The sequence below is a fragment of the Comamonas sp. A23 genome, assembly GCF_004522605.1.
GTDB classification, from domain to species: domain Bacteria; phylum Pseudomonadota; class Gammaproteobacteria; order Burkholderiales; family Burkholderiaceae_C; genus Comamonas; species Comamonas thiooxydans.
Map to the genome: position 1 here is coordinate 301194 of NZ_RSDT01000005.1, position 23038 is coordinate 324231.

At 62.3% G+C, this 23038-nt stretch carries 20 protein-coding genes; 13 read left to right on the plus strand and 7 right to left on the minus strand.

Annotated elements, in window-relative coordinates; genetic code table 11:
* Nucleotides 1–11: 11 nt before the first annotated feature.
* Nucleotides 12–401, plus strand: a complete 390-nt coding sequence (locus tag EIC84_RS14355; protein ID WP_003066563.1) for a MerR family transcriptional regulator — start codon at nt 12–14, stop codon at nt 399–401.
* Between the two features lie 578 nt (nt 402–979).
* Here EIC84_RS14355 and EIC84_RS14360 read toward each other — a convergent pair.
* From EIC84_RS14360 to EIC84_RS14370, 3 genes are all read right to left on the minus strand, one after another.
* Nucleotides 980–2335 carry an MFS transporter gene (locus EIC84_RS14360; RefSeq protein ID WP_003066561.1) on the minus strand — a complete coding sequence of 452 codons (1356 nt, stop codon included), beginning with the start codon at nt 2333–2335 and terminating at the stop codon, nt 980–982.
* An 86-nt stretch (nt 2336–2421) separates the two neighbouring features.
* Nucleotides 2422–3597, minus strand: a complete 1176-nt coding sequence (locus tag EIC84_RS14365; RefSeq protein WP_034362300.1) for a M20 aminoacylase family protein — start codon at nt 3595–3597, stop codon at nt 2422–2424.
* A gap of 81 nt (nt 3598–3678) precedes the next feature.
* Entirely contained in the window at nt 3679–4491 is an 813-nt protein-coding gene (locus tag EIC84_RS14370) for a phytanoyl-CoA dioxygenase family protein (protein ID WP_003066557.1), read from the minus strand.
* A 111-nt stretch (nt 4492–4602) separates the two neighbouring features.
* Between EIC84_RS14370 and EIC84_RS14375 the strand changes: the two genes are divergently transcribed.
* On the plus strand, nt 4603–5520 hold the full coding sequence (locus EIC84_RS14375) for a LysR family transcriptional regulator (RefSeq protein WP_003066554.1): 918 nt from the start codon (nt 4603–4605) through the stop codon (nt 5518–5520).
* Nucleotides 5521–6941: 1421 nt separating this feature from the next.
* Here the strand turns inward: EIC84_RS14375 and EIC84_RS14385 are convergent.
* Together EIC84_RS14385 and EIC84_RS14390 are read right to left on the minus strand one after the other, a co-directional pair.
* Nucleotides 6942–8105, minus strand: coding sequence for a GGDEF domain-containing protein (locus EIC84_RS14385; protein WP_003066550.1), 1164 nt, complete (start codon nt 8103–8105; stop codon nt 6942–6944).
* 334 nt (nt 8106–8439) lie between these two features.
* A complete protein-coding gene (locus EIC84_RS14390) occupies nt 8440–8715 on the minus strand; it encodes an oxidative damage protection protein (RefSeq protein ID WP_003053502.1) in 276 nt (91 codons plus the stop codon).
* A gap of 143 nt (nt 8716–8858) precedes the next feature.
* On the opposite strand from EIC84_RS14390, the gene EIC84_RS14395 reads away from it, so the two are divergent.
* The 9 genes from EIC84_RS14395 to EIC84_RS14435 all read left to right on the plus strand — a co-directional run bounded on the left by EIC84_RS14395 (nt 8859) and on the right by EIC84_RS14435 (nt 17694).
* On the plus strand, nt 8859–9890 hold the full coding sequence (locus EIC84_RS14395; protein WP_003066547.1) for a sulfate ABC transporter substrate-binding protein: 1032 nt from the start codon (nt 8859–8861) through the stop codon (nt 9888–9890).
* 68 nt (nt 9891–9958) lie between these two features.
* Nucleotides 9959–10555, plus strand: a complete 597-nt coding sequence (gene ssuE, locus EIC84_RS14400) for an NADPH-dependent FMN reductase (protein WP_003066546.1) — start codon at nt 9959–9961, stop codon at nt 10553–10555.
* Between the two features lie 220 nt (nt 10556–10775).
* Entirely contained in the window at nt 10776–11798 is a 1023-nt protein-coding gene (locus EIC84_RS14405) for a sulfonate ABC transporter substrate-binding protein (protein ID WP_003066544.1), read from the plus strand.
* Between the two features lie 20 nt (nt 11799–11818).
* Nucleotides 11819–12901: a sulfonate ABC transporter substrate-binding protein gene (locus EIC84_RS14410; RefSeq protein ID WP_003066542.1), complete on the plus strand. Its 1083-nt coding sequence runs from the start codon at nt 11819–11821 to the stop codon at nt 12899–12901.
* Nucleotides 12902–12924: 23 nt separating this feature from the next.
* The gene (gene ssuD, locus EIC84_RS14415) at nt 12925–14133 is read left to right on the plus strand and encodes an FMNH2-dependent alkanesulfonate monooxygenase (protein WP_003066540.1); all 1209 of its coding nucleotides are present in this window, start codon (nt 12925–12927) and stop codon (nt 14131–14133) included.
* A 10-nt stretch (nt 14134–14143) separates the two neighbouring features.
* Nucleotides 14144–14986: an aliphatic sulfonate ABC transporter permease SsuC gene (ssuC, locus tag EIC84_RS14420; RefSeq protein WP_003066538.1), complete on the plus strand. Its 843-nt coding sequence runs from the start codon at nt 14144–14146 to the stop codon at nt 14984–14986.
* 143 nt (nt 14987–15129) lie between these two features.
* A complete protein-coding gene (locus EIC84_RS14425; protein WP_034362298.1) occupies nt 15130–16128 on the plus strand; it encodes an ATP-binding cassette domain-containing protein in 999 nt (332 codons plus the stop codon).
* Nucleotides 16129–16197: 69 nt separating this feature from the next.
* Nucleotides 16198–17130: a CysB family HTH-type transcriptional regulator gene (locus EIC84_RS14430; protein WP_003066534.1), complete on the plus strand. Its 933-nt coding sequence runs from the start codon at nt 16198–16200 to the stop codon at nt 17128–17130.
* Between the two features lie 348 nt (nt 17131–17478).
* Nucleotides 17479–17694, plus strand: a complete 216-nt coding sequence (locus tag EIC84_RS14435; RefSeq protein WP_003053517.1) for a molybdopterin-binding protein — start codon at nt 17479–17481, stop codon at nt 17692–17694.
* A 3-nt stretch (nt 17695–17697) separates the two neighbouring features.
* Here the strand turns inward: EIC84_RS14435 and EIC84_RS14440 are convergent, their stop codons facing one another.
* Both EIC84_RS14440 and putA read right to left on the minus strand, forming a co-directional pair.
* Nucleotides 17698–17886, minus strand: a complete 189-nt coding sequence (locus EIC84_RS14440; protein WP_003066532.1) for a hypothetical protein — start codon at nt 17884–17886, stop codon at nt 17698–17700.
* Nucleotides 17887–18001: 115 nt separating this feature from the next.
* Nucleotides 18002–21850, minus strand: coding sequence for a trifunctional transcriptional regulator/proline dehydrogenase/L-glutamate gamma-semialdehyde dehydrogenase (gene putA / locus EIC84_RS14445; protein WP_003066530.1), 3849 nt, complete (start codon nt 21848–21850; stop codon nt 18002–18004).
* Nucleotides 21851–21965: 115 nt separating this feature from the next.
* Here putA and EIC84_RS14450 point away from each other — a divergent pair, with 115 nt between their 5' ends.
* Together EIC84_RS14450 and EIC84_RS14455 are read left to right on the plus strand one after the other, a co-directional pair.
* Nucleotides 21966–22442: an Lrp/AsnC ligand binding domain-containing protein gene (locus EIC84_RS14450; RefSeq protein WP_003066527.1), complete on the plus strand. Its 477-nt coding sequence runs from the start codon at nt 21966–21968 to the stop codon at nt 22440–22442.
* A gap of 196 nt (nt 22443–22638) precedes the next feature.
* Nucleotides 22639–23038, plus strand: a 400-nt coding sequence (locus EIC84_RS14455) for a PAS domain-containing protein (protein ID WP_134737320.1), incomplete at its 3' end; no start/stop codon positions are given.

Sequence of the window (23038 nt, forward strand, 5' to 3'; positions counted from 1 at the left end):
GCGGTATTTTCATGAGAATCGGCGAACTTGAGACCCGCAGCGGCGCCAGCCGCCATACTTTGCGTTACTACGAGCAAATCGGCCTGATCTCGCCGACGCGACGAACCAACAACTATCGCGTCTACACTGCCCAAACTCTGCAGGATCTGAACTTCATCCAGCGCGCGCAAAGCATGGGTTTTTCGCTGGGGGAGATAGGGCAGATTCTGGATGCACAGCGGAACAAGACGATCGATTGTGCTGACGGCGCCAAGCTCATTGAAAAGAAGATGGCGGAGATCAGACAGAAAATCGCCGACCTCAAAAGCATTTATCGCTATCTGGATGAAGAGCGTGCAAACCTCGAAGCCAGTGCTGCCAGGCAACTTGAGCTGCAGCAACTGACCAAGGCTTCGAGCTGAGCTATCGGTATCCAGGAACGGAAACTGCCGTAGGCTTACGGTTTCAAGCCCCTCCGCTCAAGTATTTTCTAGAACCTCGCGGCCAGACCCTGTCCGGTTCAGTGCAGGCCTGAGCGTCCACTCTGTCAGCAACTTCTGCAAAGCTGCTGTCGCGGCCGACTCACCGCGCCAATGTGTCAGCCTTTGCCAAGAGCCACTGATACAGCCCTTGATACGTCGTTGCTTCGCCTTGTCGTAGTTCTTGACTGCCTGCGGCTTCGCGTCTCGTCTCAACCGCAAACCCTTGGTTCACCGGGTCGTGTCAACCGCTCTGAGTGAGGCCGCCTGTACGACTTCACGCAGCAGCTTTCCCTCCACCATGGAATGGGCACTGAAACGGCTCTCGACCAACTTCCACGCTCCTGCAATTCGCTGATACAGGCCTCGATGTAGAACGGATTCCTGATTGTTCGTATCAGGCCAGTCTACTGCAGGCCAACGGAGTGACGTACCCAGAAGCCAGCTTCAGCTACCGGGCCACATAGCTTCATCCTAACCGGCGTGGAGCTGAATGCCCTTCAGTTCCACGCCCCAATAGATCAGCTACCCACCTGATTAGCCCCTCTGTCGATGTCCTCACCGGTGCGGTCGCGAATCCATAGCAAGACTACGGTGGACATGGCCACGGTCACCATCATGTACCAGGCCGGAGCCAGCGGTTGCTGTGTCACCTGCAACAGCCAGGTGACGAAGAACTGGGCGAAGCCACCAAACACCGAAACGCCGATGCCATAGGCCGCCGCCATACCGGTGGTGCGCACCGACTTCGGGAACATCTCGGGCAGCATGGTAATGCCGGGTACCGTCTGCAGGGTCAGCAGCACCGACAGCAGGCCGATGATCAGCAGCAGGTTGTGCAGACTGGGGCCTGCGTTCAGCCATTGGAAGCAAGGCACGATCACCACCAGCGTCAACAGCCGCGAGATGCAGATCACCCGCTTGCGTCCGCAGCGATCGGACAGCCAGCCCACTAGCGGCGACAGGAGGAAGCAGACCGCTCCCACCACCACGCTGGCGAGCAGGCTTGAGGTGGTTGGAAGGCCCAGCACCCTGGCGGCATAGGCCGGCATGTAGAAGGCGATGATCTGCGTCGAGACCATGGCCCCCAACATCAGCAGCACGCTCTTGAGGAGCGTCAGCTTGTGCCAGCCGAACAGCTCGCGCAGCGGACTGCTGCTTGCCGCGCGCGCTCTGGCCTGTTGGCTGCGACTGGTCGACAAACCGATTACAAGCGTGTCCTCCAGGCGTCGGCGAATGTACCAGCCTACAGGGGCGGTGAGCATGCCGATGAAGAACGGCACCCGCCACCCCCACTCGTTCATCGCCTGCTGACTGAGGCCTTCCACGAGGGCGGCAACCATGATCGCGCCAAGGAAGATCCCCAGGGACTGGCTGCCGAACTGCCAGCTGGCGTAAAACCCGCGCTGTGAAGCCGGTGCATGTTCGACCAGCAAGGTGGTCGCCGCGCCTACCTCGCCGCCAGCCGCGAAGCCCTGAATCAGGCGCGCCAGCACGATGACCAGCGGCGCGACCATGCCGATCTGGGCGTGGGTTGGTGTCAGCGCCATCATGCCGCAACCCAACCCCATCATGAACAGCGTCAGGGTCATGGCCGAGCGGCGGCCGAAGCGGTCGGCATAGGAGCCAATCAGCAACGCGCCCACCGGGCGCATGAGGAACCCCACGCCAAAAGTGGCGGTGGTCAGCAGCAACTGGCCGTAGCTGGAGGCGGCAGGGAAAAACAACGGTCCAATGAACAGCATCAGAAAGCTGAACACCGTGAAGTCGAAGAACTCCAGGGCATTGCCAATGGTGGTGCCGACGATCACCCGCCGGCGAGAAGCACTCATATGCGACGCCGCAACCGGCGCCAAGGATTGCGAAAGAAAGGCCATGACATTCTCCTTGCAGACAAGGGATACGCATCCACGAGCGGCCGGACCTGGGGTGGCCCGACCGGAACGACATCCAGAGGCTTGGATCAGTCAGCCGGATCGAGATAGGCGCTCACCAGCTTCACCCAGTAGCTGGCGCCATAGGGCAGGCTCGCGTCGTTGAAGTCATAGTCGGGGTTGTGCAGCAGGCAGCCCCCCTCAGTTTCTTCACCATTGCCCATGATCAAGTAGCAGCCAGAACAGGCCTGCAGCATGAAGGAGAAGTCCTCGCTGCACGTCATCGGCTGCATGTCTGCGACCAGTCCTTCTTCGCCTAGCCACTCCAGGGCTACCGAGCGCGCCAGGGTGGTTTCCTGCGGGTGGTTGTAGAGCACCGGGAAGGCGTTGGAGCTGACCGAGACGTCGGCGGTCGCACCGAATGACTCGGCCTGTGCGTGAGCTAGCGCTTCGATGCGTTGCAGCAACAGTTGGCGGGTCGTTTCCTTCAAGGCTCGGACCGTCACAGCCAGTTCGACATAGGTCGGCACAACCGTCGAGCTGCTGCCGCCATGGATGGAGCCAACACCGACGACCCCCATGTCCAAGGGAGGCAGGTTGCGTGCGACCACAGTCTGCAACACCATGACCAGGGAGGCCGCAGCCACCACCGGGTCTACCGTGTCCTGGGGCATGGCGCCGTGGCCACCGCGGCCGTTGATGCGGATGGTGACCGTGTCGGCACAGGCCATGAACGGCCCGACAAGGAATCCGAACTTGCCTACGGGCAATCCCGGCCAGTTGTGCATAGCGAACACCGCATCGCACGGAAACAGCTCGAACAGGCCATCCTCGATCATCTTCCGCGCGCCCACGTGTCCTTCCTCGGCAGGCCGGAAGATCAGGCGGACTGTGCCGTTGAAGTCGACGTTCTCAGCCAGGCATTGACCCGCAGCCAGCAGCATCGCGGTATGCCAGTCATGGCCACAGGAGTGCATTTTCCCGTCATGCCGGCTCGCATACGGCAGGCCACTGGTTTCAACGATAGGCAACGCATCCATGTCTGCGCGCAGACCGATGGTTCGGCTACCACGGCCCTTGCGCAGCGTGGCAACGACCTCCGTGCCGGCCAATCCGTGGTCCCAGCCTCGCAGCTTCTCGGCCACCAGGCGGCTGGTTTCGAATTCTTCGTAGCTCAGTTCTGGATGGGCATGCAGATGCTGTCGCAGCGCGACCATGGGCGGCATCAATTCATGTATTTCAGGCAAGATCGTTGGGCACGACATGGTTGTCTCCTCAGCAATGATGGTCGGCCTGGTCGTCGGCTGAGACGCTGCCAGGCTCTTGTCGTTTTTTAGGTGAAGTGGTCAGGCGGTAGGCCAGATTTGCGGGAACCAATCTTCCCGGAGACGCTGCCCCGCTTGCATACCGTGGTCGGGGTATGGCGGCGAAGTCCGGCCGGGGCGTTCGGCGTAGTGTGCGTCCTCGCCGAGCCAGCGCAGGGACAGCACGCGTCGGCGGGCCGGGCTGAGGTTTCCGCGAGCGCCGTGCACGGTGCGGAAGTCGAACAACACCGCGTCCCCCGGCTCCATTTCCCACTCCAGTACCTGCATCCCAGGCTCCACATCTGGATCGGGCACCGGTCGATAGCGACTCACGTCGTCGTAGAAGTTGCTGTCGTCCTTCCATCGCAGAGGCAGTACCCACTGTTCCCACAAATGGGAGCCTGCGATCAGGCGCAAGGTCGCCTCGCGTACCGGGTCGACCGGAATCCACAGGCTGACGGTTTGTTCGCCGTCCACAAAGTAGTAGGGAATGTCCTGATGCCAGGGTGTCGGTTTCTGAGTCCCCGGCTCCTTGACCAGGACATGGTCGTGAAAGAACTGGGCGCGTGGCGACTGCATGACCGACGCAGCAATGGCGGCGGCCGGCGATTCGCGGACGATGGTGGAGAACTCGGGAATGCGTTCCCAATTGCAGTAATCATCGAAGAAGCCACCGGGCTCGCCGGTGGCGACGACGTTGGTGGCGTAAGGACCAGGCTCGCGTTGATTGCGTTCGATGCCGTCAGCGATCAACCTGATCCAATCCTTGAACGCGCCACGTAGACAGATCGCACCGTCGCGTTGGAACGCCGCGATATCCGAGGCCGAAACCAGAGGGGTAACAGTCGTGTTCATAGGGACTCCTGCGTTACGGTCACCATGATCACGGCGACCACAGCCGGACTATTCCCCAGGCATCACCTAAAATAAAATAATATATTCCGATCAGGCTCCTCGGAATTCCTTATGAAGATTACCTTGCGCCATATCCGCTGTGCCCTGGGAGTCGCCCGGCACGGCAATATCACCCAGGCGGCCGAGCGTCTAAACGTGTCGCAGCCGGCGGTTTCAGCCGCACTCAACGAGCTGGAAGAGCACCTAGGACAGGTACTGTTCGTCCGGCAGCGCGGCCAGGGTGTGACGTTGACGCCCTTTGGTCGCCTGGCTATGGAGAAAGCTCAGCAGATTGTGGCGAACGTGCGTGAACTGGAGAACCTCGCCAACGACGACGACACGCTGGCAGGCGAACTCACACTTGCCTGTTTTGAGGATCTGGCGCCGTATTGCTTGCCCAAATTGCTGCGCGGGCTCAAAGAGCGACATCCGCGTATCGAGGTGACGATTCGTGAATATGGCTTCGACCAGATCAGCAAGCAACTGAGCAATGGCAACCTGGATGCAGCGCTGAGCTACGACCTTGGGTTGCCTAGTTGCATCCAAAGCACAGTACTTTGCGAGTTGCCGGCCCATGCGCTATTGCCGATCGAACACCCACTCGCGCGCCACAGCGAAGTCAGCCTGAAGCAGCTCTGCGAATATCCGCTGGTACTGACAGAGCAAGCCTACAGCTCGCAGCACTTTCTGGATCTATTCCGCTTCCATGGGTTGCAGCCCCAGAACGTCAGCAGAACGTATTCCTTCGAGCTGCAGCGCGGCCTGGTCGCCAACGGATTCGGCGTAGCAGTTGCGTATACCAGGCCATTTGGAGATCACAGCTATGATGGGCAAGCGCTGGCGATCCGCCCTATAGCCGACCCATTGCCTCTGCAGCACATCGTGCTTGCTCAGCCACGCGGTCGTTGCGACACGCCGCTTGCGGTTGCACTACGGGAGCAAGCCCTGGAATGGTTCGCGCAAAGCCCGGGGTTTGACTGGCGCACGTAGCACGCAGGCGCCGACCATGAGTTTTCGTGCGTGCGTCTCCAGCACGAGCCAGGATCTGGGCGCACAATCCCGCGCTCACGAGCGTCGGCCTTGAGCGTCATGCTGATGCAATGAGGCGTCTGCTAGACCGGGCTGTGCGGGGACCAATTAATAGAGGGCGCGCGGACCGGATTGGAGCGCAGAAGCAGTCCAACACCAAACCGGCGAGCTCCGGTGTAGCGAACCATTGATGCCCACTCGGCATCTCAGCCTCGCGGCGGCGGTAGCGGGGCCGGGGCCTTTATTCCCCCTGCACCCTTGCCTTTCGGCGACCGCGGACCTCCGCTCGCCTCGTGGTCAGGGTCGCAAGCCGCGAAGGCGGGCCAATGGGCTAGGTTGAGCGTGGCCTCAAGTGGCCAGGACGTGGTTGGCAACACGGTCAACCATGCCATTCCCGGATTCCAGAGCGCGCTGGACCAGCGCCACATAGCCGGCATCCAAGGCGCAGGTCTGGCGGAATCGGACCAGGGTGTCGTGAACTTGGAACAGCTCGCCGAGAACGCTCCCAGACAGGGGGCACGCCACTGGCCAACGAGACTGACCCATCCGGTCAGGCGCAACATCAGCAAAGTGCGGGTTGCGGTTGCAAAGCCTGCACGCTGCCCCAGGGGAGCGGTGGTCAGGTACCGGCGCAGCTGGTTATAGCTGGTGAGCGGGCTCAGGTCATCTGCCCCTTTGAGCATGTTCAATACCTGCCAGCCGTTGCGGTCCAAGGGCGTCAGGCGGGGATCCAGCATCAGGGCAGAGGGGGTAGCGAATTCCTTGGTCAGGGAGTGGGGCGGGGGGACGTGCATGGCGTTTGCTCCAGAAAATAGGGCCATGGGCCCAACGCCATGCATCTCACCCGAGCCGCTTTGATTTGTCGGGCAACAATGCGGTCTAGCTCATGTCCTAGTCTTGCGGTCTGCGCCCTTGGCTTCGCATGCCGGGCTGGGCTGGGCTGGGCTGGGCTGGGCTGGGCTGGGCTGGGCTGGGCTGGGCTGGGCTGGGCTGGGCTGGTTTATGATTCCGTGACTGCATGCGATACCCCCACGCAATCAAGGGGGGCTTCCCGAGGGTGCCAGAGCCTCGCCACGCCTCTTTTGTCGTGGAGAGCCAGCAGGGACGAGGCTTCCCGGCCGATGGCCATTTAGGCTTCCGCTTCAACGTCTGAAAAGTGACCGACTCTCAGTCGCTGCGTCTGCCGCTGCGCACAGCATTCGGCTGTGCAGGCATGCGCATCAATGGCAGGATCTGGCAGGGGCGCGACAGCCGCAGCCTGCTAGAAGCAGACATACCTAGCCTCTGAGAAGCATCACGGTGACGACAATGGGGCCAGGGCACCGCCGAAGGTGAAGTACATCCGGGCCGTCGCACTGGCTCCTGCCGAGGCCATGGGAGCATCATTGCGGCCGCCCTGGCGGAAGCGGGGCGAGTTCCATCCGGTGCCGTCCCTTGCGCTTCGATGCGTAGAGGGCTTCGTCGGCCCGCTTGAGCCAATGTGACAGCTCGGTCTCGGACTGGTCGAACAAGGTCGCACCGATGCTCAGGGACACTGGCTCCGGCGTTGCGAACATGGCGCGCGCCTGCTGTGCGAACGACTCGCGCAGACTCTGTCCCAGCTCCTGTACGACGGCGCCGGAGACACTGCGCAGCAGAATCACGAACTCGTCCCCGCCCAGTCGCGCTGCCAGCGCGCCATGGGGCAGCAAGCCGCGGATGAGGTCGCTCAGGGTCACCAGCAGGCGGTCGCCGGCATCGTGACCATGCAGGTCGTTGACCTGCTTGAAGTGGTCAATGTCGATCAGCAGCAGGGCACAGGGGCTGGCTGGCGAGGCCTGCCGCAGCAGCTCGGGTGCGCGCAGATAGAGCGCTCGGCGGTTGTCCAGGGCGGTCAACGGGTCGCGGGCGGCGATCTGCGCGATACGCTCTTCACGGCGATGGCGCTCGGTGCCGGTCATGGACATCGCGAGCAGCATGATCGCCATCACGCCTTCCACCAGCGAGACCAGTATCACCACGCCTCGGAAACTGGCCAGGTTGACGAAGGCGTCCGGCGCCACGGCCGAACCGGCCTTGGCGAGGTAGAACAGGCCGTGTGCCAGCAGGACGAAACGCAGCTGCGCCGCACCCACACTCAGTGCTCGGCCATGTGGGCGCAGCAGCAGGCCGGCGCGCAAGGTGATGACGGCAATCAGCAGCGACTGGATGCCCAGCATCGTCTTGGACCACCAGGGCCCGTCGGGCAGGAACAGCATCGCCAGCCAGACGACGGCCAGCAGCCACCAGGTGCGCGGCAGCCGGGTGCGCGTGAATCCGGCAACGCCAGCCAGGAACAGCCAGTGGGCGACGATCAGCAAGCCGTTGGGGAACCAGATGCCGAACAGTACATAGCCGCTGGAACGCAGCAGGGCCAGCACGCTGCCCACGGCGATGATCGTGAACCCCGCGCTCCAGAGCAGCAGGGAGCGTTCGCGAACGCTGCTCCATTCCGCAGCCAGATACAGCGCCGAGGCGGCGGCCATGGCCGCGGAGAGTACGAGCAGGGTGAAGGGGTCGAGAGCCATGGACGATGGATGTGTCAGCGCGGGTGTGGTTCGCGCGAGAGCAGCCCGGCCAGGAGCAATGCGCGGGAGCCGATCAGCTGCTCGGTAGCGACGGTCGGGGCCGTGGCATTGAAATGGAGCGGGCCGCAAGCGAGGCGAATTGTCGCAGGATGCGGATTTTCAGGTATCTCTTGTGGGCTGGGGCGTCGGGAGGACGTAACGGATGGAGCCGGGCATAAGGAGAGGGCGGCCCCATCCGGACTAGTCGCGTGACCTCGTCGCCACGGCAGTGCATTCACACATGAAAAAGCCCCGGGGCAGGGGCCACGGGGCTTGGTGTCCGAGTCAGAAGAACTTACTCGGCGCTGGGAGGCACATAGCCGGCTGCGGCATCGGCACCGCCGCCAAAGAAATGGTTTTCCATCTGGCGAGCCAGATACTGGCGGGCGCGGGCGTCGGCCAGGTTCAGGCGGTTTTCATTGATCAGCATGGTCTGGTGCTTGAGCCAGTCGGCCCAGGCCTGCTTGCTCACGCTTTCATAGATACGCTTGCCCAGCTCGCCAGGGGCAGGAGGGAAATCCAGGCCTTCAGCGTCTTGACCAAGCTTGATGCAGTGAACGGTACGTGCCATGTGTAGGGTCCTCTTGGTTGATTTCAGATGTTTGGGTAATAACAAACTGAAATCTTAGTAGTTTGAGTTTTAAGAATGCGGCTCAAGAATGCACAGCAACGGGGCAGAAGCCCGTTAACCATTCACTCCAAGAACACAGTCCAATGAAAAATCGTCGCAACTTTATCAAGTTTCCTCTGGCTGCCGGTCTGATTGCTGGCTTGACCCTCTCGGCTCTGCCCACATTGCCCGCTTTTGCACAAACCGGCGTTCAACTGCTCAACGTTTCCTACGACCCCACACGCGAGCTATATGTGAACTACAACCAGGCGTTTGCCAAGCACTGGAAGGCTGCGCAGAACCAGGATGTGACCATCAAGCAGTCGCATGGCGGCTCGGGCAAGCAGGCGCGCTCCATCATCGACGGCATTGAGGCCGATGTGGCCACGCTGGCCCTTGCAGGCGATATCGATGCCTTGGTCAAGAACGGCAATGTCAAGGCCGACTGGCAAAAGCGCCTGCCGCACAACAGCGCGCCGTATAGCTCCACCATCGTGTTCCTGGTCAAGAAGGGCAATCCCAAGGGCATCAAGGATTGGGACGATCTGGTCAAGCCCGGCATTCAGGTGATCACGCCCAACCCCAAGACCTCGGGTGGTGCACGCTGGAACTATCTGGCAGCCTGGGAATTTGCCAAGCGCAAGTACGGCGGCGATGCACAGGCCAAGGATTTCATCACCAAACTCTACAAGAACGTGCCCGTGCTGGACACCGGCGCGCGCGGCTCCACTGTGACCTTTGTGCAGCGCGGCCTGGGTGATGTGCTGCTGGCCTGGGAGAACGAAGCCTATCTGGCACTCAAGGAGTTCGGCCCCGAGAAGTTCCAGATCGTCGCGCCTTCGCTGTCCATCCTGGCCGAGCCTTCGGTGGCCGTGGTCGACAAGGTGGTCGATAAAAAGGGTACGCGTACCGTGGCCGAGGCCTATCTGAAGTATCTGTACTCCGAGGAAGCACAGCGCATTGCCGGCAAGAACTTCTATCGCCCGACCGATGCCAAGGTGGCAGCCGAGTTTGCCGGCCAGTTCCCCAAGCTGGAGCTGTTCACCATCGACAAGGCCTTTGGCGGCTGGGCAGCGGCAGACAAGGCTCACTTTGCCGACGGCGGCAGCTTTGATCAGATCTATACCAAGAAATAAGTGAAACGAAAGACGGGGGCGCGATGAGTGCTCCTGTCTTTGCAATAACTAAAAGATAGAGCCAAGCCATGTCGATTTTGCTGATTGCCGGTAGCCCCTCGCAGCCCTCGCGCTCCAGTGCCCTGCTCAATGCCGTGGCTGCCCGCCTGCAGGCACAGGGCCTGAGCACAGAGCCCGTGCTGCAGCTCAACCGGCTGGACCCTGCAGCCCTGTTGCATGCCCGCTTCGATCACCCCGAGATTCGTGCCGTGACCGATAGAGTGGCCCAGGCCGACGCGGTGGTTGTGGCCACACCCGTTTACAAGGCGGCCTACAGTGGCCTGCTCAAGGTGTTTCTCGATGTGCTGCCGCAGGCGGCGCTCAAGGGCAAGCTGGTACTGCCTCTGGCCACTGGCGGCAGCCCTCACCATATGCTGGCGCTGGACTATGCGCTGCGCCCCGTGCTGCAGTCGCTTGGCGCACGCCACATACTGCCCGGCATTTATGCCACCGACCAGGGGGTGCCCCTGCTGCCTGAAGGCAGTTATGGCCTGGCTCCCGAGATCGCCGAGCGCGTCGAGGATGCAGCCCAGTTGCTGGCCACCGATCTGCGCCGCAGTGCCCAATGGGCCGCAGCCAATGACTTTGAAAGCATCGCGTTCTCCGACGTGCGATGTAGCGTTTGAACCAACGCCCCCTGAGCCGCTACGCGGCTTCCCCCTAGGGGGACGGCAGCATCGCTGCGGGGCGGCCCTTGCTTGCCGTCTCACTGATGGGGCGGCGCCTATTTCTCCATGTCTCTGTTTTTGATAGCAGTCCCCGCGCTGCGAAGGCCAAGTTGCGCCTGAAATCAGGCCAAAGTGCGCCTGAAGTGTGTGGACGGCAAGCTCCAAGGATTGATTTTTCATGACCGATCGCAACAACACTTCGTCGGCTATTTCGTCGCAACTGCTGAGCACCACACGCCGTCAGTGGCTGGCGGGTACGGCAGCCTCGGCGCTGGCCCTGGCCTCGGGCGGACTGCATGCGCAGCAGGGCAGTGGCACGGCAGGCGGGCAGCGCGTGCTGCGCGTGGGCCATCAAAAAGGCTGGCTGTCGATTCTCAAGAATCGCGGCACGCTGGAAAAGCGCCTGACCCCGCTGGGCGTGGCCGTGCGCTGGGTTGAGTTCAATGCCGGCCCTGTGCAACTGGAAGCGCTCAATGTCGGCTCGATTGACTTTGGCGATGTGGGCGAGGCTCCCCCCATCTTTGCCCAGGCCGCCGGTGCGCCCCTGGTCTATGCGGGAGCCACGGTGGCGCGCCCCGGTCTGGAAGCGGTGATCGTGCCCAAGGGCTCGGCGATCCGCAGCGTGGCCGACCTCAAGGGCAAGCGCATTGCCTACAACAAGGGCTCCAATGTTCATTACTTCCTGGTCAAGCTGCTGGAAAAGCATGGCCTCAAGTACGGCGATGTGCAGTCGGTCTTTCTGGCTCCTCCCGATGCGCGTGCCGCGTTCGAGAAAGGCTCGGTCGATGCCTGGGTGATCTGGGACCCGTTCCTGGCCTCGGCCCAGAAGGCTCTGGATGCACGCCTGCTGGCCGATGCCAAGGGCGTGGTCAACAACCGCGCCTACTACTTCACCTCGCGTGACTATGCGAGCCGCAATGCCGATGTGCTGCGCATCGCGATCGAGGAAATTGCCGCCATCGATGCCTGGGCCAGCAAGAACAAGAGCGCAGCAGCGGCAGAGCTGTCGCAGATCCTGGGCCTGGACACCGCCGTGACCGAGCTGTACCTGAGCCGCGCCGAGTTCGGCACCAAGGCCGTGAATGCCGAAATCCTGGGTGAGCAGCAAAGGATTGCCGACACCTTCTTCGATCTCAAGCTGATCCCCAAGAAGCTCAATTTGCTGCATGCCGCGCCCGTGGACTTGCTGGCCAGCCGCTGATTCATGAAAAGGTCATTGCCATGAGTCCAGCATCCTCTTCACCCCGTTTCCATCGCGGCCGTCGCCAGGCTCTGCAACTGCTGGGTACCACGGCTTTCAGCTGGACCCTGGCCGCGTATTACGCCAACGATGCACTGGCCCAGCCTGTGCCGGCTATTGCGGCTCCGGCCCAGTTGCGCATCGGCTATCAGAAGTCGGCCGTCAATCTAGTCGTGCTCAAGCAGCATGGCGTTCTGGAAAAGCGCTTTCCAGGCACCAGGATCAGCTGGCTGGAGTTTCCAGCCGGGCCGCAGTTGCTGGAGGCGCTGTCGGCCGGAAGCCTGGACTTTGGCCTGACCGGCGATTCGCCGCCCGTGTTTGCCCAGGCTGCGGGCAAGGATCTGCGCTATGTAGGGGCCGAGCCGCCAAAGCCTGAAAGTTCGGCCATTCTGGTGCTCGCCGATTCGCCGCTGAAAACCCTGGCCGACCTCAAAGGCCGGCGCGTGGCGCTGCAAAAAGGCTCAAGCGCCCATTACCTGTTGGTGCGTGCGCTGGACAAGGCGGGTATTGCCTGGGCCGACATTCAGCCCGTGTATCTGGCTCCGGCCGATGCGCGTGCCGCTTTCGAACGCGGCAGCGTAGATGCCTGGGCCATCTGGGACCCATTCTATGCGGCCACCGAGCTGAGCATCCGGCCGCGCGTGCTGACCAGCGGCGAAGGGCTGTCGGGCAACAACTCTTTCTATCTGGCCTCGCGCGGCCTGGTCGAGCACCATCCCCAGCTCATCAAGGCCTTGTTCGACGAGCTCACGCGCGCCGATCAGCTAGTGCAGACCTCGCGCAAGGAGGCCGTGCAACTGCTGGCCGCTTTCAGCGGTCTGGAGGCGAATGTGGTCAGCCGCTTTATCGGCCGCAGGCCCAGCTCGCCGACCACGCTGCTCAATCCCGCCATCGTGGTCGAGCAGCAGCGCGTGGCCGATACCTTTTTTCGTCTGGGCGTGATTCCACGCCAGGTGAAGGTGGTCGACATCGTCTGGCAGCCCACAGCGGCGGAATACGCCGGCCATGGCCAGGCTAGCCCTGCTGCTTCATCCATCACGCCCCCCGTGGCATCCAGGTTCTAAGTCAGGTTCAAGGAGATTTCGTCATGCAAGTGTTCTGGTTCATTCCCACCCATGGTGATGCCCGCTACCTGGGCAGCAGCGAAGGCGCACGCCAGCTGAGCCATGACTATGTCAAGCAGGTGGCCGTGGCGGCCGACAGCCTCGGCTACGAAGGCGTGCTGATTCCCACGGGCCGCTCCTGCGAAGATCCCTGGGTAGTGGCGTCCAGCCTATTGCCCGTCACCAAGCGCCTCAAGTTCCTGGTGGCCGTGCGTCCCGGTCTGCATCAGCCCAGCCTGGCTGCTCGCATGGCAGCCAGCTTCGACCGGCTTTCCGGGGGGCGGCTGCTGATCAATCTGGTCACCGGCGGCGATCAGGCCGAGCTGGAGGGTGATGGCGTGTTTCTCGATCATGCGACGCGCTATGAACAATCGGCCGAGTTCATCGAGATCTGGCGCGAGATTCTGGCACGCAGCCATGAGGGAAAGTCGCTGGATTTCGAAGGTCGGCATCTGCAGGTCAAGGGTGCCAAGCTTCTGTTCCCGCCGCTGCAAAAACCCTATCCACCCGTGTATTTCGGCGGCTCTTCGCCTGCCGCCCATGAGCTGGCGGCAGAGCAGGTCGATGCCTATCTGACCTGGGGCGAGCCACCGGCCGAAGTCGCCAAAAAGATTGCCGATGTGCGCGAGAAGGCCGATCGCCGTGGCCGCCAGGTCAAGTTCGGCATCCGCCTGCATGTGATCGTGCGCGAGACCGATGAAGAGGCATGGGCCGACGCCGAGCGATTGATCAGCCGCCTCAAGGACGAGACCGTGGTGCAGGCCCAGGCTGCGTTTGCACGCATGGACTCCGAAGGCCAGCGCCGCATGGCCCAGCTGCATGCGGGCGGTACCAAGCGCAGCCGCAAGGACCTGGAGATTAGCCCCAATCTGTGGGCCGGCGTGGGCTTGGTGCGTGGCGGTGCGGGCACGGCCCTGGTGGGCAGCGCCCAGGCTGTGGCCGACCGTATCAAGGAATATGCCGATCTGGGCATAGACACCTTTGTGCTCTCGGGCTACCCGCATCTCGAGGAAGCCTATCGCTTTGCCGAACTGGTCTTCCCGTTGCTGCCCGTCAACGTGCAGGAAAAGCTCGGCGGTGGCAACCCCGGCGGCCCCTTCGGCGAGACCGTGGCCAATCTGTACTCGCCGCGAGCCGCTGCTTCGGGAGCAGCCGCTTCGGAGCGCGAGCAGGTCCGAGTGTCGCAAAGCTGAAGGAGAGTGTATGAGTGATGTTCAAACGCTGACCTTGCAATCCGCTGCCCAGCCTGCAAGCCCGCCGGTGCCGCGCCTTGAGTTGCTGGCGCGTCAGTTCGCTTTGCGCCTGCTGCCCTGGCTGTTGCCGGTCGCGCTGATCGCTGCCTGGCAGGCCGCATCGGCCTATGGCTGGCTGTCCACGCGGGTGCTGCCCGCACCGCTGGATGTGTTGCGTGCAGCCTGGGCTCTGGCAGAGTCGGGTGAGTTATGGACCCATGTCAAGGTCAGTGCCGGGCGTGCTCTGGCGGGGCTGGCCATTGGCGGCAGCCTGGGCCTGCTGCTGGGTCTGCTTACAGGCTCGCTGCGCTGGGCCGAGACGCTGCTCGATTCCACGATCCAGATGGTGCGCAACATCCCTGCGCTGGCGCTGATTCCGCTGGTCATTCTGTGGTTCGGCATCGACGAATCGGCCAAGCTGTTTCTGATCAGCGTCTCTGTGTTCTTTCCCATTTATCTGAACACCTTTCACGGCATTCGCAACGTGGACCCTGGTCTGATCGAGATGGGCCGCAGCTACGGCCTCACGCGCTGGCAGCTGTATCGCGACATCGTCTTGCCGGGAGCGCTGTCTTCCATCCTCGTGGGCTTGCGTTTTTCGCTGGGGCTGATGTGGGTGATTCTGATCGTGGCCGAGACCATCTCGGCCCAGGCAGGCATCGGCTACCTGACCATGAATGCGCGTGAGTTCCTGCAGACCGATGTGGTGCTGGTGGGCATCTTGCTCTACGCAATTCTGGGCAAGCTGGCCGATGTGTTTGCTCGTTCGCTGGAGCGCTGGTGGCTGCGCTGGCATCCGGGGTATCAGGGGTGACTCCCCCTGAGCCGCTGCGCGGCTTCCCCCTCTCTCTTCGGGAGGGGGACGACATCCTCGCTGCGAGACGGCTCTTGCTGGATGTCTCTGGCCTGGGTAGTGCGCTTTTTGGGGCTTGGTGGAAAGAATGAGAGGAGCTTGCGATGAGTAGTTTGTGGAGTCGTTTGACGCAGTCGCTGGTGGGTGCAGGTGCGCTGAATGCGCGTCAGCCGCTGGTGGCCTGGGAGGCTTCCTGGGACGAGGCCGAGGCCTTGCAGGCGAGTGGAAAGCTGTGGCAGCGGACCAAGGGAGCGGAAGAAGAGCAGCAGGGCAGCAGCAAGCAGCCGGATGTGCAGCAGAAAGCGGCCCAGGGTGTGCATCTGCAGACGCTGCAGCTGACCAAGCGCTATGGCGAGCGTGAAGTGCTCAAACAGGTGCAGCTCGATGTCCGGCCGGGCGAGTTCATCGCCATCGTTGGGCGCAGCGGCTGCGGCAAGTCCACCTTGCTGCGCCTTGTGGCCGGGCTGGAGGAAGCCAGTGCCGGGCAACTGCTGATCGATGCACGCGATGCGCGCGAGCAGCGCCGGCAGAACAGGGATACGCGCATCATGTTTCAGGACGCGCGTCTGCTGCCCTGGAAGCGGGTGCTGGACAACGTGATTCTGGGTCTGCCTGATTCGGCACGCGAGCGCGGCCGCAAGGTGCTGGCGCAGGTAGGACTGGCTGACCGCGAAAACGAATGGCCGGCGCGGCTGTCTGGCGGCCAGCGCCAGCGCGTAGCCCTGGCCCGTGCCCTGGTTCACCAGCCGCGACTGCTGCTGCTCGATGAACCGCTGGGCGCTCTTGATGCGCTGACGCGCATCGAGATGCACCGCCTCATCGAAGGTCTGTGGCGCAGTCATGGCTTCACGGCCTTGCTGGTCACGCACGATGTACAGGAGGCCGTGGCCCTGGCCGACCGCGTGGTGCTGATCGAGGACGGGCGCATTGCGCTCGACGAGCGCATCGATTTGCCGCGTCCGCGTGTGCATGGCGATGCCCGCTTTGCCGCGCTGGAGACACGCATTCTGGATCGCGTGCTGCAAAAGCCCGAGTCAGAACAGGCAACCGGATTGTCGAGCTGGCCTGGCGTGCCGGCTACGGGTCTGCGCTGGGCGATTTGAGCATCCAACGAAAACAAAGAGAAACAGGCGGCTGGCGCAGCCACAAGCTGTGCCGCCTGCCATCAAGATATGAATTTTCAGCAACTGCGTTCGGTCCGGGAAACGGCAAGGCGTGGCTTCAATCTGACCGAGGTGGCAGCCATGCTCCACACCTCGCAGCCCGGTGTGAGCCGGCAGATTCGCGAGCTCGAGGAGGAGTTGGGCATCGATATCTTTGTGCGCGCCGGCAAGCGTCTGACGGGCCTGACGCCGCCCGGCACGGCCTTGCTGCCTATTGTCGAGCGCATGCTGCTGGAAGCCGACAATCTGCGTCGCGCAGGAGAGGACTTCCACGCCAGCGAACGTGGCGGCCTGTCGATTGCTGCTACGCATTCCCAAGCACGCTATGCCTTGCCCCAGGTGGTGCGTGATTTCCGCAGGCTCTACCCCCAGGTTTCGCTGCATCTGCATCAGGGTTCGCCACGCCAGGTGGCCGAGATGCTGCTATCGGGCGAGGCCGATATCGGTGTGGCCACCGAGGCGCTGGGCAGTTATGAGAACCTGGTGACCCTGCCTTGCTACCGCTGGTCGCACAGTGTGGTCGTGCCGCCCGGCCATGAACTGCTCGATACGGACGGAGCACTGACGCTGCAAGCGCTGGCGCGCCACCCCATCATCACCTACGAGCAGGGTTACACGGGGCGTGCCCATATCGACAAGGCGTTTGCGGCGACCGCGCTGGTTCCCGATGTGGTGCTCACCGCCATGGATGCCGATGTGATCAAGACCTATGCGGAGCTGGGCATGGGCGTGGGCATTATTGCCTCCATCGCTTTCGATGCCGAGCGCGACCGCCATCTGCGCGCTATCGATGCCCGCCATCTGTTCGAGGTCAATCTCACGCGCCTGGCTCTGCGCCGCGATGCATGGCTGCGTGGCTATGCCTATGCCTTCATCGAGAGCTTTGTGCCTACGCTGACGCCCGAGGTCGTGCGTGCGGCACTGCAATCTGTCGAAGGCTGAATTTCAACTCGAACTTCCCGAAAAAGCTTCAAGCCCCCTGGTATTGCACTACACGGGGCGACTGTGCAGCGGGGATTGGCACAGGTGGTGCTCAAGTCTCGAGCTTTTTGCACAGCCATATCGTGGTGATGGGCGTCTTTGTCATCCGCTCGATCAGGCTGCTGCTCGATGCATGGCCGCGCAGGCTTGTGCCACGCTACGGTCGCTTATTTTCATAAGATGTTTTTGATATAAAAATTTTTGTTTTTATTCTTTTGAGTTTTTTGGAGAAGGTTTCAGAATCGTTTTCATGCAGTGCAGCAAACACTGTTTTTCAGAACCTTTCACGACTTCTCAGGAGAATTTTGTATGTCCATTCAAGCCATCAACGTACGTAATCAGTTCAAGGGCAAGGTCAAGGAAATCATCCGCGGTGACGTGGTCTCGGAAGTGGATGTGGAAACGCCCTGGGGCATCGTCACTTCGGTGATCACCACGCGCTCGGTCAATGACCTGGGTTTGGCGGTGGGCTCGGAGGTTGTAGCTCTGGTCAAGTCCACAGAGGTGTCCATCGCCAAGCTGTAAATCTCATTGACTCTCAAAGAGCACCCAGCGCAGGTACTGCTTGCGCTGGGTGCTTTCTTTCTTGGCCCCGCTAATACCACCCTTGATATGTCGTTGCTTCGCCTTGCCGTACTTGGTACTGTCTGCGGCTTCGCGCCTGGTCTCAATGGCAAACCTGCGGTTGGTAGCGGTTCTGACGGGCGTGGTGAGCATCGGGCGCATAGCGCCAAACAGGCATGGCCTAAGCAGTGGACAGCAAGCAAGGGCCTTGGCGGACCCCCGCGAAGCAGAGAGGGGGAAGGTGCAAAGCGCCTCAGGGGGTGTTTGCCTATTCCAGCGTCATCAATGCCGCATTGCCGCCCGCTGCCGCCGTGTTGTGCGATAGAGCGCGTTCATGCCAGAGCCGCTCCAGCCGGACGGGTTGGCCTGTCACACAGCGTGTGGGCAGTATCAACGGGCCTGGGCGCCTTGCCAAGGCCTGCGCCCAGCGCAGAAATTGGGGGGCGTCGCATTCCAGCAGTGCTGCATCCATGGCCTCGGTCTCCGCAATTTCCTCGACGCTCAGCTCGGCAGGCAACAGCAGCACATGGCGGCGCAGTGCATCTGGCAGCTTGCCGTGAACTATGGTGCCGAGCGGGCCGGATACCCACAGGGCTTGCGAGCCGCAGGCCAGTGCGGCAGCCAGTTGCAGCAGCAGCATGGTTCTTTCCTGCGCCAGGCACAGTGTGCGCGGCTTGCCAAGCAGCTGGTAGAGATTGCGCTCGCCTGTGGGGCCGGGCAACAGACGTGCGGCATGCAGATCGGGCAGGGCCGATTGCAGGCGCTCGCAATCATGGCTGACGATGGCCTCACCATGCTGCCTGGCCCAGTGACCCAGCTGCTGCAAGGCGGTCGCCGCTGCTGCCGTGACGGGTGTGGCGCTTGCCTGTGCCTCTCCGGATTGATGCAGCAGCAGACTGAGCAAACGCAGGGGCGAGCCGGGTGTCTGCTGCAGGCGCGGCAGATACAGGGGGCCGCCGGCCTTGGGACCGGTGCCAGACAGCCCCTCGCCGCCAAAGGGCTGCACACCGACCACGGCCCCCACCATATTGCGATTCACATACAGATTGCCGACATGTGCCGCCTGGGCGACTAGCTGCACGGTTTCGTCGATGCGCGTGTGCAATCCCATGGTCAGGCCGTAGCCCAGGGCGTTGATGCGCTCCAGCAACTGCGGCAGCTCGCGCCTTTGATAGCGCAGTACATGGAGCACGGGGCCGAAGACTTCGCGCTTGAGATGATGCAGATCGGGCAGCTCGATCAGCGTGGGCGCCACAAAATGCCCTTGCGCGGCAGTTTCCGGGCTCAGCGGCGATTGATGGATGCGCAGACCCAGAGCCCTGAGTCTGGCGATATGCCGCTCGATAGCAGTCTTGGCATCGGCATCGATCACGGGTCCCACATCGGTGGCCAGCTCGGCCGGATTGCCGCAATGCAGCTCTTGCATGGCACCGCACAGCATGGTCAGCAGCCGGTCGGCGCAGTCGTTTTGCACGCACAGCAGGCGCAGAGCCGAGCAGCGTTGGCCCGCGCTGTCAAAGGCGGATGCAGCAATGTCCTGCACGGCTTGTTCGACCAGGGCGGACGAGTCCACCAGCATGGCGTTCTGGCCGCCGGTTTCGGCCACCAGCACCACGGGCTGGCCGTCGGGGCGCAATCTGGCGGCGGTCTGCAGAGCCAGCAGTCGCGCCACCTCGGTGGAGCCTGTGAACAGCACGCCTGCCACGCGCGCATCGGCCACCAGTGCTGCGCCCACGGTCTCGCCCCGGCCGGGCAGCAGTTGCAGCACGTCTGGCGCAATGCCGGCCTGATGCAGTAGGCGCACGGCTTCAAGGGCGATCAGCGGGGTTTGCTCGGCGGGCTTGGCCAGCACCACATTGCCAGCGCCCAGGGCGGCTGCGACCTGGCCGGTGAAGATGGCCAGTGGAAAATTCCAGGGGCTGATGCAGACCACAGGGCCTATGCCGGGGGCGAGCAGATCCGCATCGGCTTGCCGCCGAATCTGAGCCGCGTAATAGCGCAGAAAGTCCACGGCCTCGCGCACCTCGGACACGGCATTGGCCGCAGTCTTGCCGGCTTCGCGCATCAGCAGGCTCATCAGCGGCTGCATCTGCGTTTCAAAGAGCTCGGCGGCGGTCTGCAGCAGACTGGCGCGCAGCTCGGTCGGGCTGGCTTGCCAGGCGGGCTGAGCCCGTGCGGCCGCCTGCATTGCCTGCTGAATCTGCGCGGGCCCGGCATCGCTGACATAGCCCAGTAGCTCCTGATGGCTGGCCGGGTTGGTTATGGCTGTGCCGATGGCATCGGTGGCATGCACGGCATGGACACCCTGGCGAAGTTGTGCGGGCCGGCTTTGCGCAAGCGCTTGAGACAGAGCGCTCAACACACCGTCATCGCTCAGGTCCAGACCAGAGGAGTTGCGGCGCTGTTTGCCCAGCAGCTCGCGCGGCAGCACTATGCGGGGGTGGGGCAGGCCTATGTCATCGGCCGCAAGCAGTGTTTCCACCTCGGCTCGGGTTTGGGGATCCGGCTGCCCCTCAGCCCACGTTTGGTCTGCAGGGGCAGCTATCAAATCAGAGATGGGCCAGTCGGGGTTGGCGATGCGATGCACGAATGAGCTGTTGGCGCCGTTTTCCAGCAGGCGGCGAACCAGATAGGCCAGCAGTGTCTCGTGCGTACCCACGGGAGCATAGATGCGGCAGGGGCGGCGTGCGGCCTTGTCCTCGGCCTCGACCACATGCAGGTAGAGTTGCTCGCCCATGCCGTGCAGGCATTGAAACTCATAACGTCCAGCGCTGTAGGGCTGGGCACCTGCCAAGGATTCGATGCTGGCCACGGTCTGGGCGTTATGGGTGGCGAATTGCGGGTAGATGGCGCTGGGTGCGGCCAGCAGCTTGCGAGCGCAGGCAATATAGGCCACATCGGTGTGGTGCTTGCGGGTGTAGACCGGGTAGTCGCTCAGACCGTCGATCTGGGCACGCTTGATTTCGCTATCCCAGTAAGCGCCTTTGACCAGGCGCACCATCAGGCGGCGCTCGCTGCGTCGGGCCAGGTCGATCAGATAGTCGATCACATAGGGACAACGTTTTTGATAGGCCTGAATCACAAAGCCCAGGCCGTTCCAGCCTGCCAGGCCAGGGGCATGGGCCAATTGTTCCAGCAGGTCCAGCGACAGCTCCAGGCGGTCGGCTTCTTCAGCGTCGATATTGAGTCCTATGTCGTAGCTGCGTGCCAGCTCGCACAGCTGCAGCACGCGTGGCAGCAGCTCGCTCATCACGCGCTGCCATTGCGCGCGGCTGTAGCGCGGGTGCAGGGCGCTGAGCTTGATGGAAATGCCCGGCCGTTCATAGACGCCCTTGCCGTCAGCGGCCTTGCCGATCGCATGAATCGCATTCACATAGGACTGCATGTAGCGCTGCGCGTCCTCGGCGGTGAGTGCGGCCTCGCCGAGCATGTCGTAGGAATAGCGAAAGCCTCTGGCCTGCAGTTCGCGAGCGCGCTCCAGAGCCTGGGAAATGGTCTCGCCCATCACAAACTGTTCGCCCATCAAGCGCATGGCCATGTCCACGCCCTTGCGCACCAGCGGCTCGCCGCCCCTGGCTGTGATGCGTTTGAGCGCCGCGAGCAGGCCTGACTCGCTATGCGTATCGACCAGCTTTCCGGTGACCACCAGTCCCCAGGCGGCAGCATTGACAAAGAGCGAGGGGCTCTTGCCCAGATGAGCCTGCCAGTCGCCGCCGCGCAGCTTGTCGCGGATCAGTGCATCACGGGTAGCCGCATCGGGGATGCGCAGCAAGGCTTCGGCCAGGCACATCAGTGCCACGCCTTCCTGCGAGGACAGCGAAAACTCCTGCAGCAGACCTTGCACCAGCCCCTGGCGCCCAGCGCTGGCGGGTTGGGCGCGCAGTTGCTCGACCAGCTTTTGCGCATGGGCAGCGACCTGGGCAGCCTGGGCGGGCGGCAGCGTGGCGGCAGGCAGCAGCCGGGCCACGGCATCGGACTCGGCCATGCGGGTGGCGCAACTGATGGCTTGACGCAGTTCATCGGCAGGGCGGCTGGAATCTGGCAGCGCAGTGAAAGTCGGCATGTCTGTGCAGGTGTCGTAGAGCCTGGACGCGAGCGGGTGCGCGGCCTTCACCATGTTCACAGCTGCATTGCATGCGGCCCGGGCGCAGCTGTCTACATAGGGAAAATCATTGCTGGTTTGTCGAAAAATGAATCACTATATTGAGCGAATTAAAAAGAGGAATTCACCAATGAATGACGCTTCAGAAGTGGATATCGACAGGATTGATCGAAAAATACTGGCAATTCTGCAAACCGATGGGCGCATCTCCAATCTGCGCCTGGCAGAGCAGGTGGCGCTGTCGCCCACAGCCGTACAGGCCCGTGTGGCCCGGCTTACACGCGATGGTTACATCCTGGGCTACGAAGCGCGGCTGAACCCGCAGAAGCTGGGCGTGGGCATGACGGTGTTTGTCGAGGTGCTGCTGGACCGCACCACGCCCCATGTGTTTGACGAGTTCAAGGCCGCCGTGCTGGCGTACCCGGCCATCATGGAGTGCCATATGGTGGCAGGGGGATTTGACTATCTGCTCAAGACCCGCATGGCCGATATGGCGGCTTACCGTGACTTCGCGGGCCGGGTGCTGTGGCAGCTTCCGGGCGTGCGCGAGACCAGAACCTATGCGGTGATGGAGGAGATCAAGGATGATGCGCGGCTGCCTTTGTAGGAGAGAAGCGCGTTTGAATGAAGGGTTCAGGACTCTGTATCTACGTTGACGCAGGCTAGCAACAACTGCTTTTTCAGGAATGGATGGGCCGCAAAAAACATGTAAATAATTGATACACACAGAGGTGGTTGCCGCAGTGAAGGCTGCGGCACAAGCTGTGCAGTTTTTCTCGATTAATGACCAAAAAGCGGCATCTATGAGAGTCAATGCACCAGTGACACAGCGGGAGTACAGCTTTGATGAGCACGCGACTCTGATGTCCACCACGGACACGGAGAGCTACATCAAATATGCCAATCAGGCGTTCATGGAGGTCAGCGGCTTCGAGCCGCAAGAGATCCTCGGTCAGACACACAATCTGGTGCGCCACCCGGACATGCCCCCGGCCGCTTTTGCCGATATGTGGGCCACCCTCAAAAGCGGCGAGCCCTGGAGCGCACTGGTCAAAAACCGGCGCAAGAACGGGGATCACTACTGGGTTCGGGCCAATGCCATTCCCATCATCCGCAATGACAAGGCCAAGGGCTATATGTCGGTGCGCACCCAGCCCGAGCGCAAAGAGGTCGAGGCGGCGCAAAAGCTGTATGAGTCCATGC

Excerpts from the sequence above, each read along its gene's own strand:
- EIC84_RS14360 (WP_003066561.1), bottom strand. The coding sequence starts at position 2,335 with ATGGCCTTTCTTTCGCAATCCTTGGCGCCGGTTGCGGCGTCGCATATG.
- EIC84_RS14440 (WP_003066532.1), bottom strand. The coding sequence starts at position 17,886 with ATGCTCACCACGCCCGTCAGAACCGCTACCAACCGCAGGTTTGCCATT.
- EIC84_RS14390 (WP_003053502.1), bottom strand. The coding sequence starts at position 8,715 with ATGGCACGTACCGTTCACTGCATCAAGCTTGGTCAAGACGCTGAAGGC.
- EIC84_RS14405 (WP_003066544.1), top strand. The coding sequence starts at position 10,776 with ATGACCGATCGCAACAACACTTCGTCGGCTATTTCGTCGCAACTGCTG.
- EIC84_RS14375 (WP_003066554.1), top strand. The coding sequence starts at position 4,603 with ATGAAGATTACCTTGCGCCATATCCGCTGTGCCCTGGGAGTCGCCCGG.
- EIC84_RS14430 (WP_003066534.1), top strand. The coding sequence starts at position 16,198 with ATGAATTTTCAGCAACTGCGTTCGGTCCGGGAAACGGCAAGGCGTGGC.
- EIC84_RS14425 (WP_034362298.1), top strand. The coding sequence starts at position 15,130 with ATGAGTAGTTTGTGGAGTCGTTTGACGCAGTCGCTGGTGGGTGCAGGT.
- EIC84_RS14395 (WP_003066547.1), top strand. The coding sequence starts at position 8,859 with ATGAAAAATCGTCGCAACTTTATCAAGTTTCCTCTGGCTGCCGGTCTG.
- ssuE (WP_003066546.1), top strand. The coding sequence starts at position 9,959 with ATGTCGATTTTGCTGATTGCCGGTAGCCCCTCGCAGCCCTCGCGCTCC.
- EIC84_RS14365 (WP_034362300.1), bottom strand. The coding sequence starts at position 3,597 with ATGTCGTGCCCAACGATCTTGCCTGAAATACATGAATTGATGCCGCCC.
- EIC84_RS14370 (WP_003066557.1), bottom strand. The coding sequence starts at position 4,491 with ATGAACACGACTGTTACCCCTCTGGTTTCGGCCTCGGATATCGCGGCG.
- EIC84_RS14435 (WP_003053517.1), top strand. The coding sequence starts at position 17,479 with ATGTCCATTCAAGCCATCAACGTACGTAATCAGTTCAAGGGCAAGGTC.
- EIC84_RS14385 (WP_003066550.1), bottom strand. The coding sequence starts at position 8,105 with ATGGCTCTCGACCCCTTCACCCTGCTCGTACTCTCCGCGGCCATGGCC.
- ssuC (WP_003066538.1), top strand. The coding sequence starts at position 14,144 with ATGAGTGATGTTCAAACGCTGACCTTGCAATCCGCTGCCCAGCCTGCA.
- EIC84_RS14410 (WP_003066542.1), top strand. The coding sequence starts at position 11,819 with ATGAGTCCAGCATCCTCTTCACCCCGTTTCCATCGCGGCCGTCGCCAG.
- putA (WP_003066530.1), bottom strand. The coding sequence starts at position 21,850 with ATGGTGAAGGCCGCGCACCCGCTCGCGTCCAGGCTCTACGACACCTGC.
- EIC84_RS14355 (WP_003066563.1), top strand. The coding sequence starts at position 12 with ATGAGAATCGGCGAACTTGAGACCCGCAGCGGCGCCAGCCGCCATACT.
- EIC84_RS14450 (WP_003066527.1), top strand. The coding sequence starts at position 21,966 with ATGAATGACGCTTCAGAAGTGGATATCGACAGGATTGATCGAAAAATA.
- ssuD (WP_003066540.1), top strand. The coding sequence starts at position 12,925 with ATGCAAGTGTTCTGGTTCATTCCCACCCATGGTGATGCCCGCTACCTG.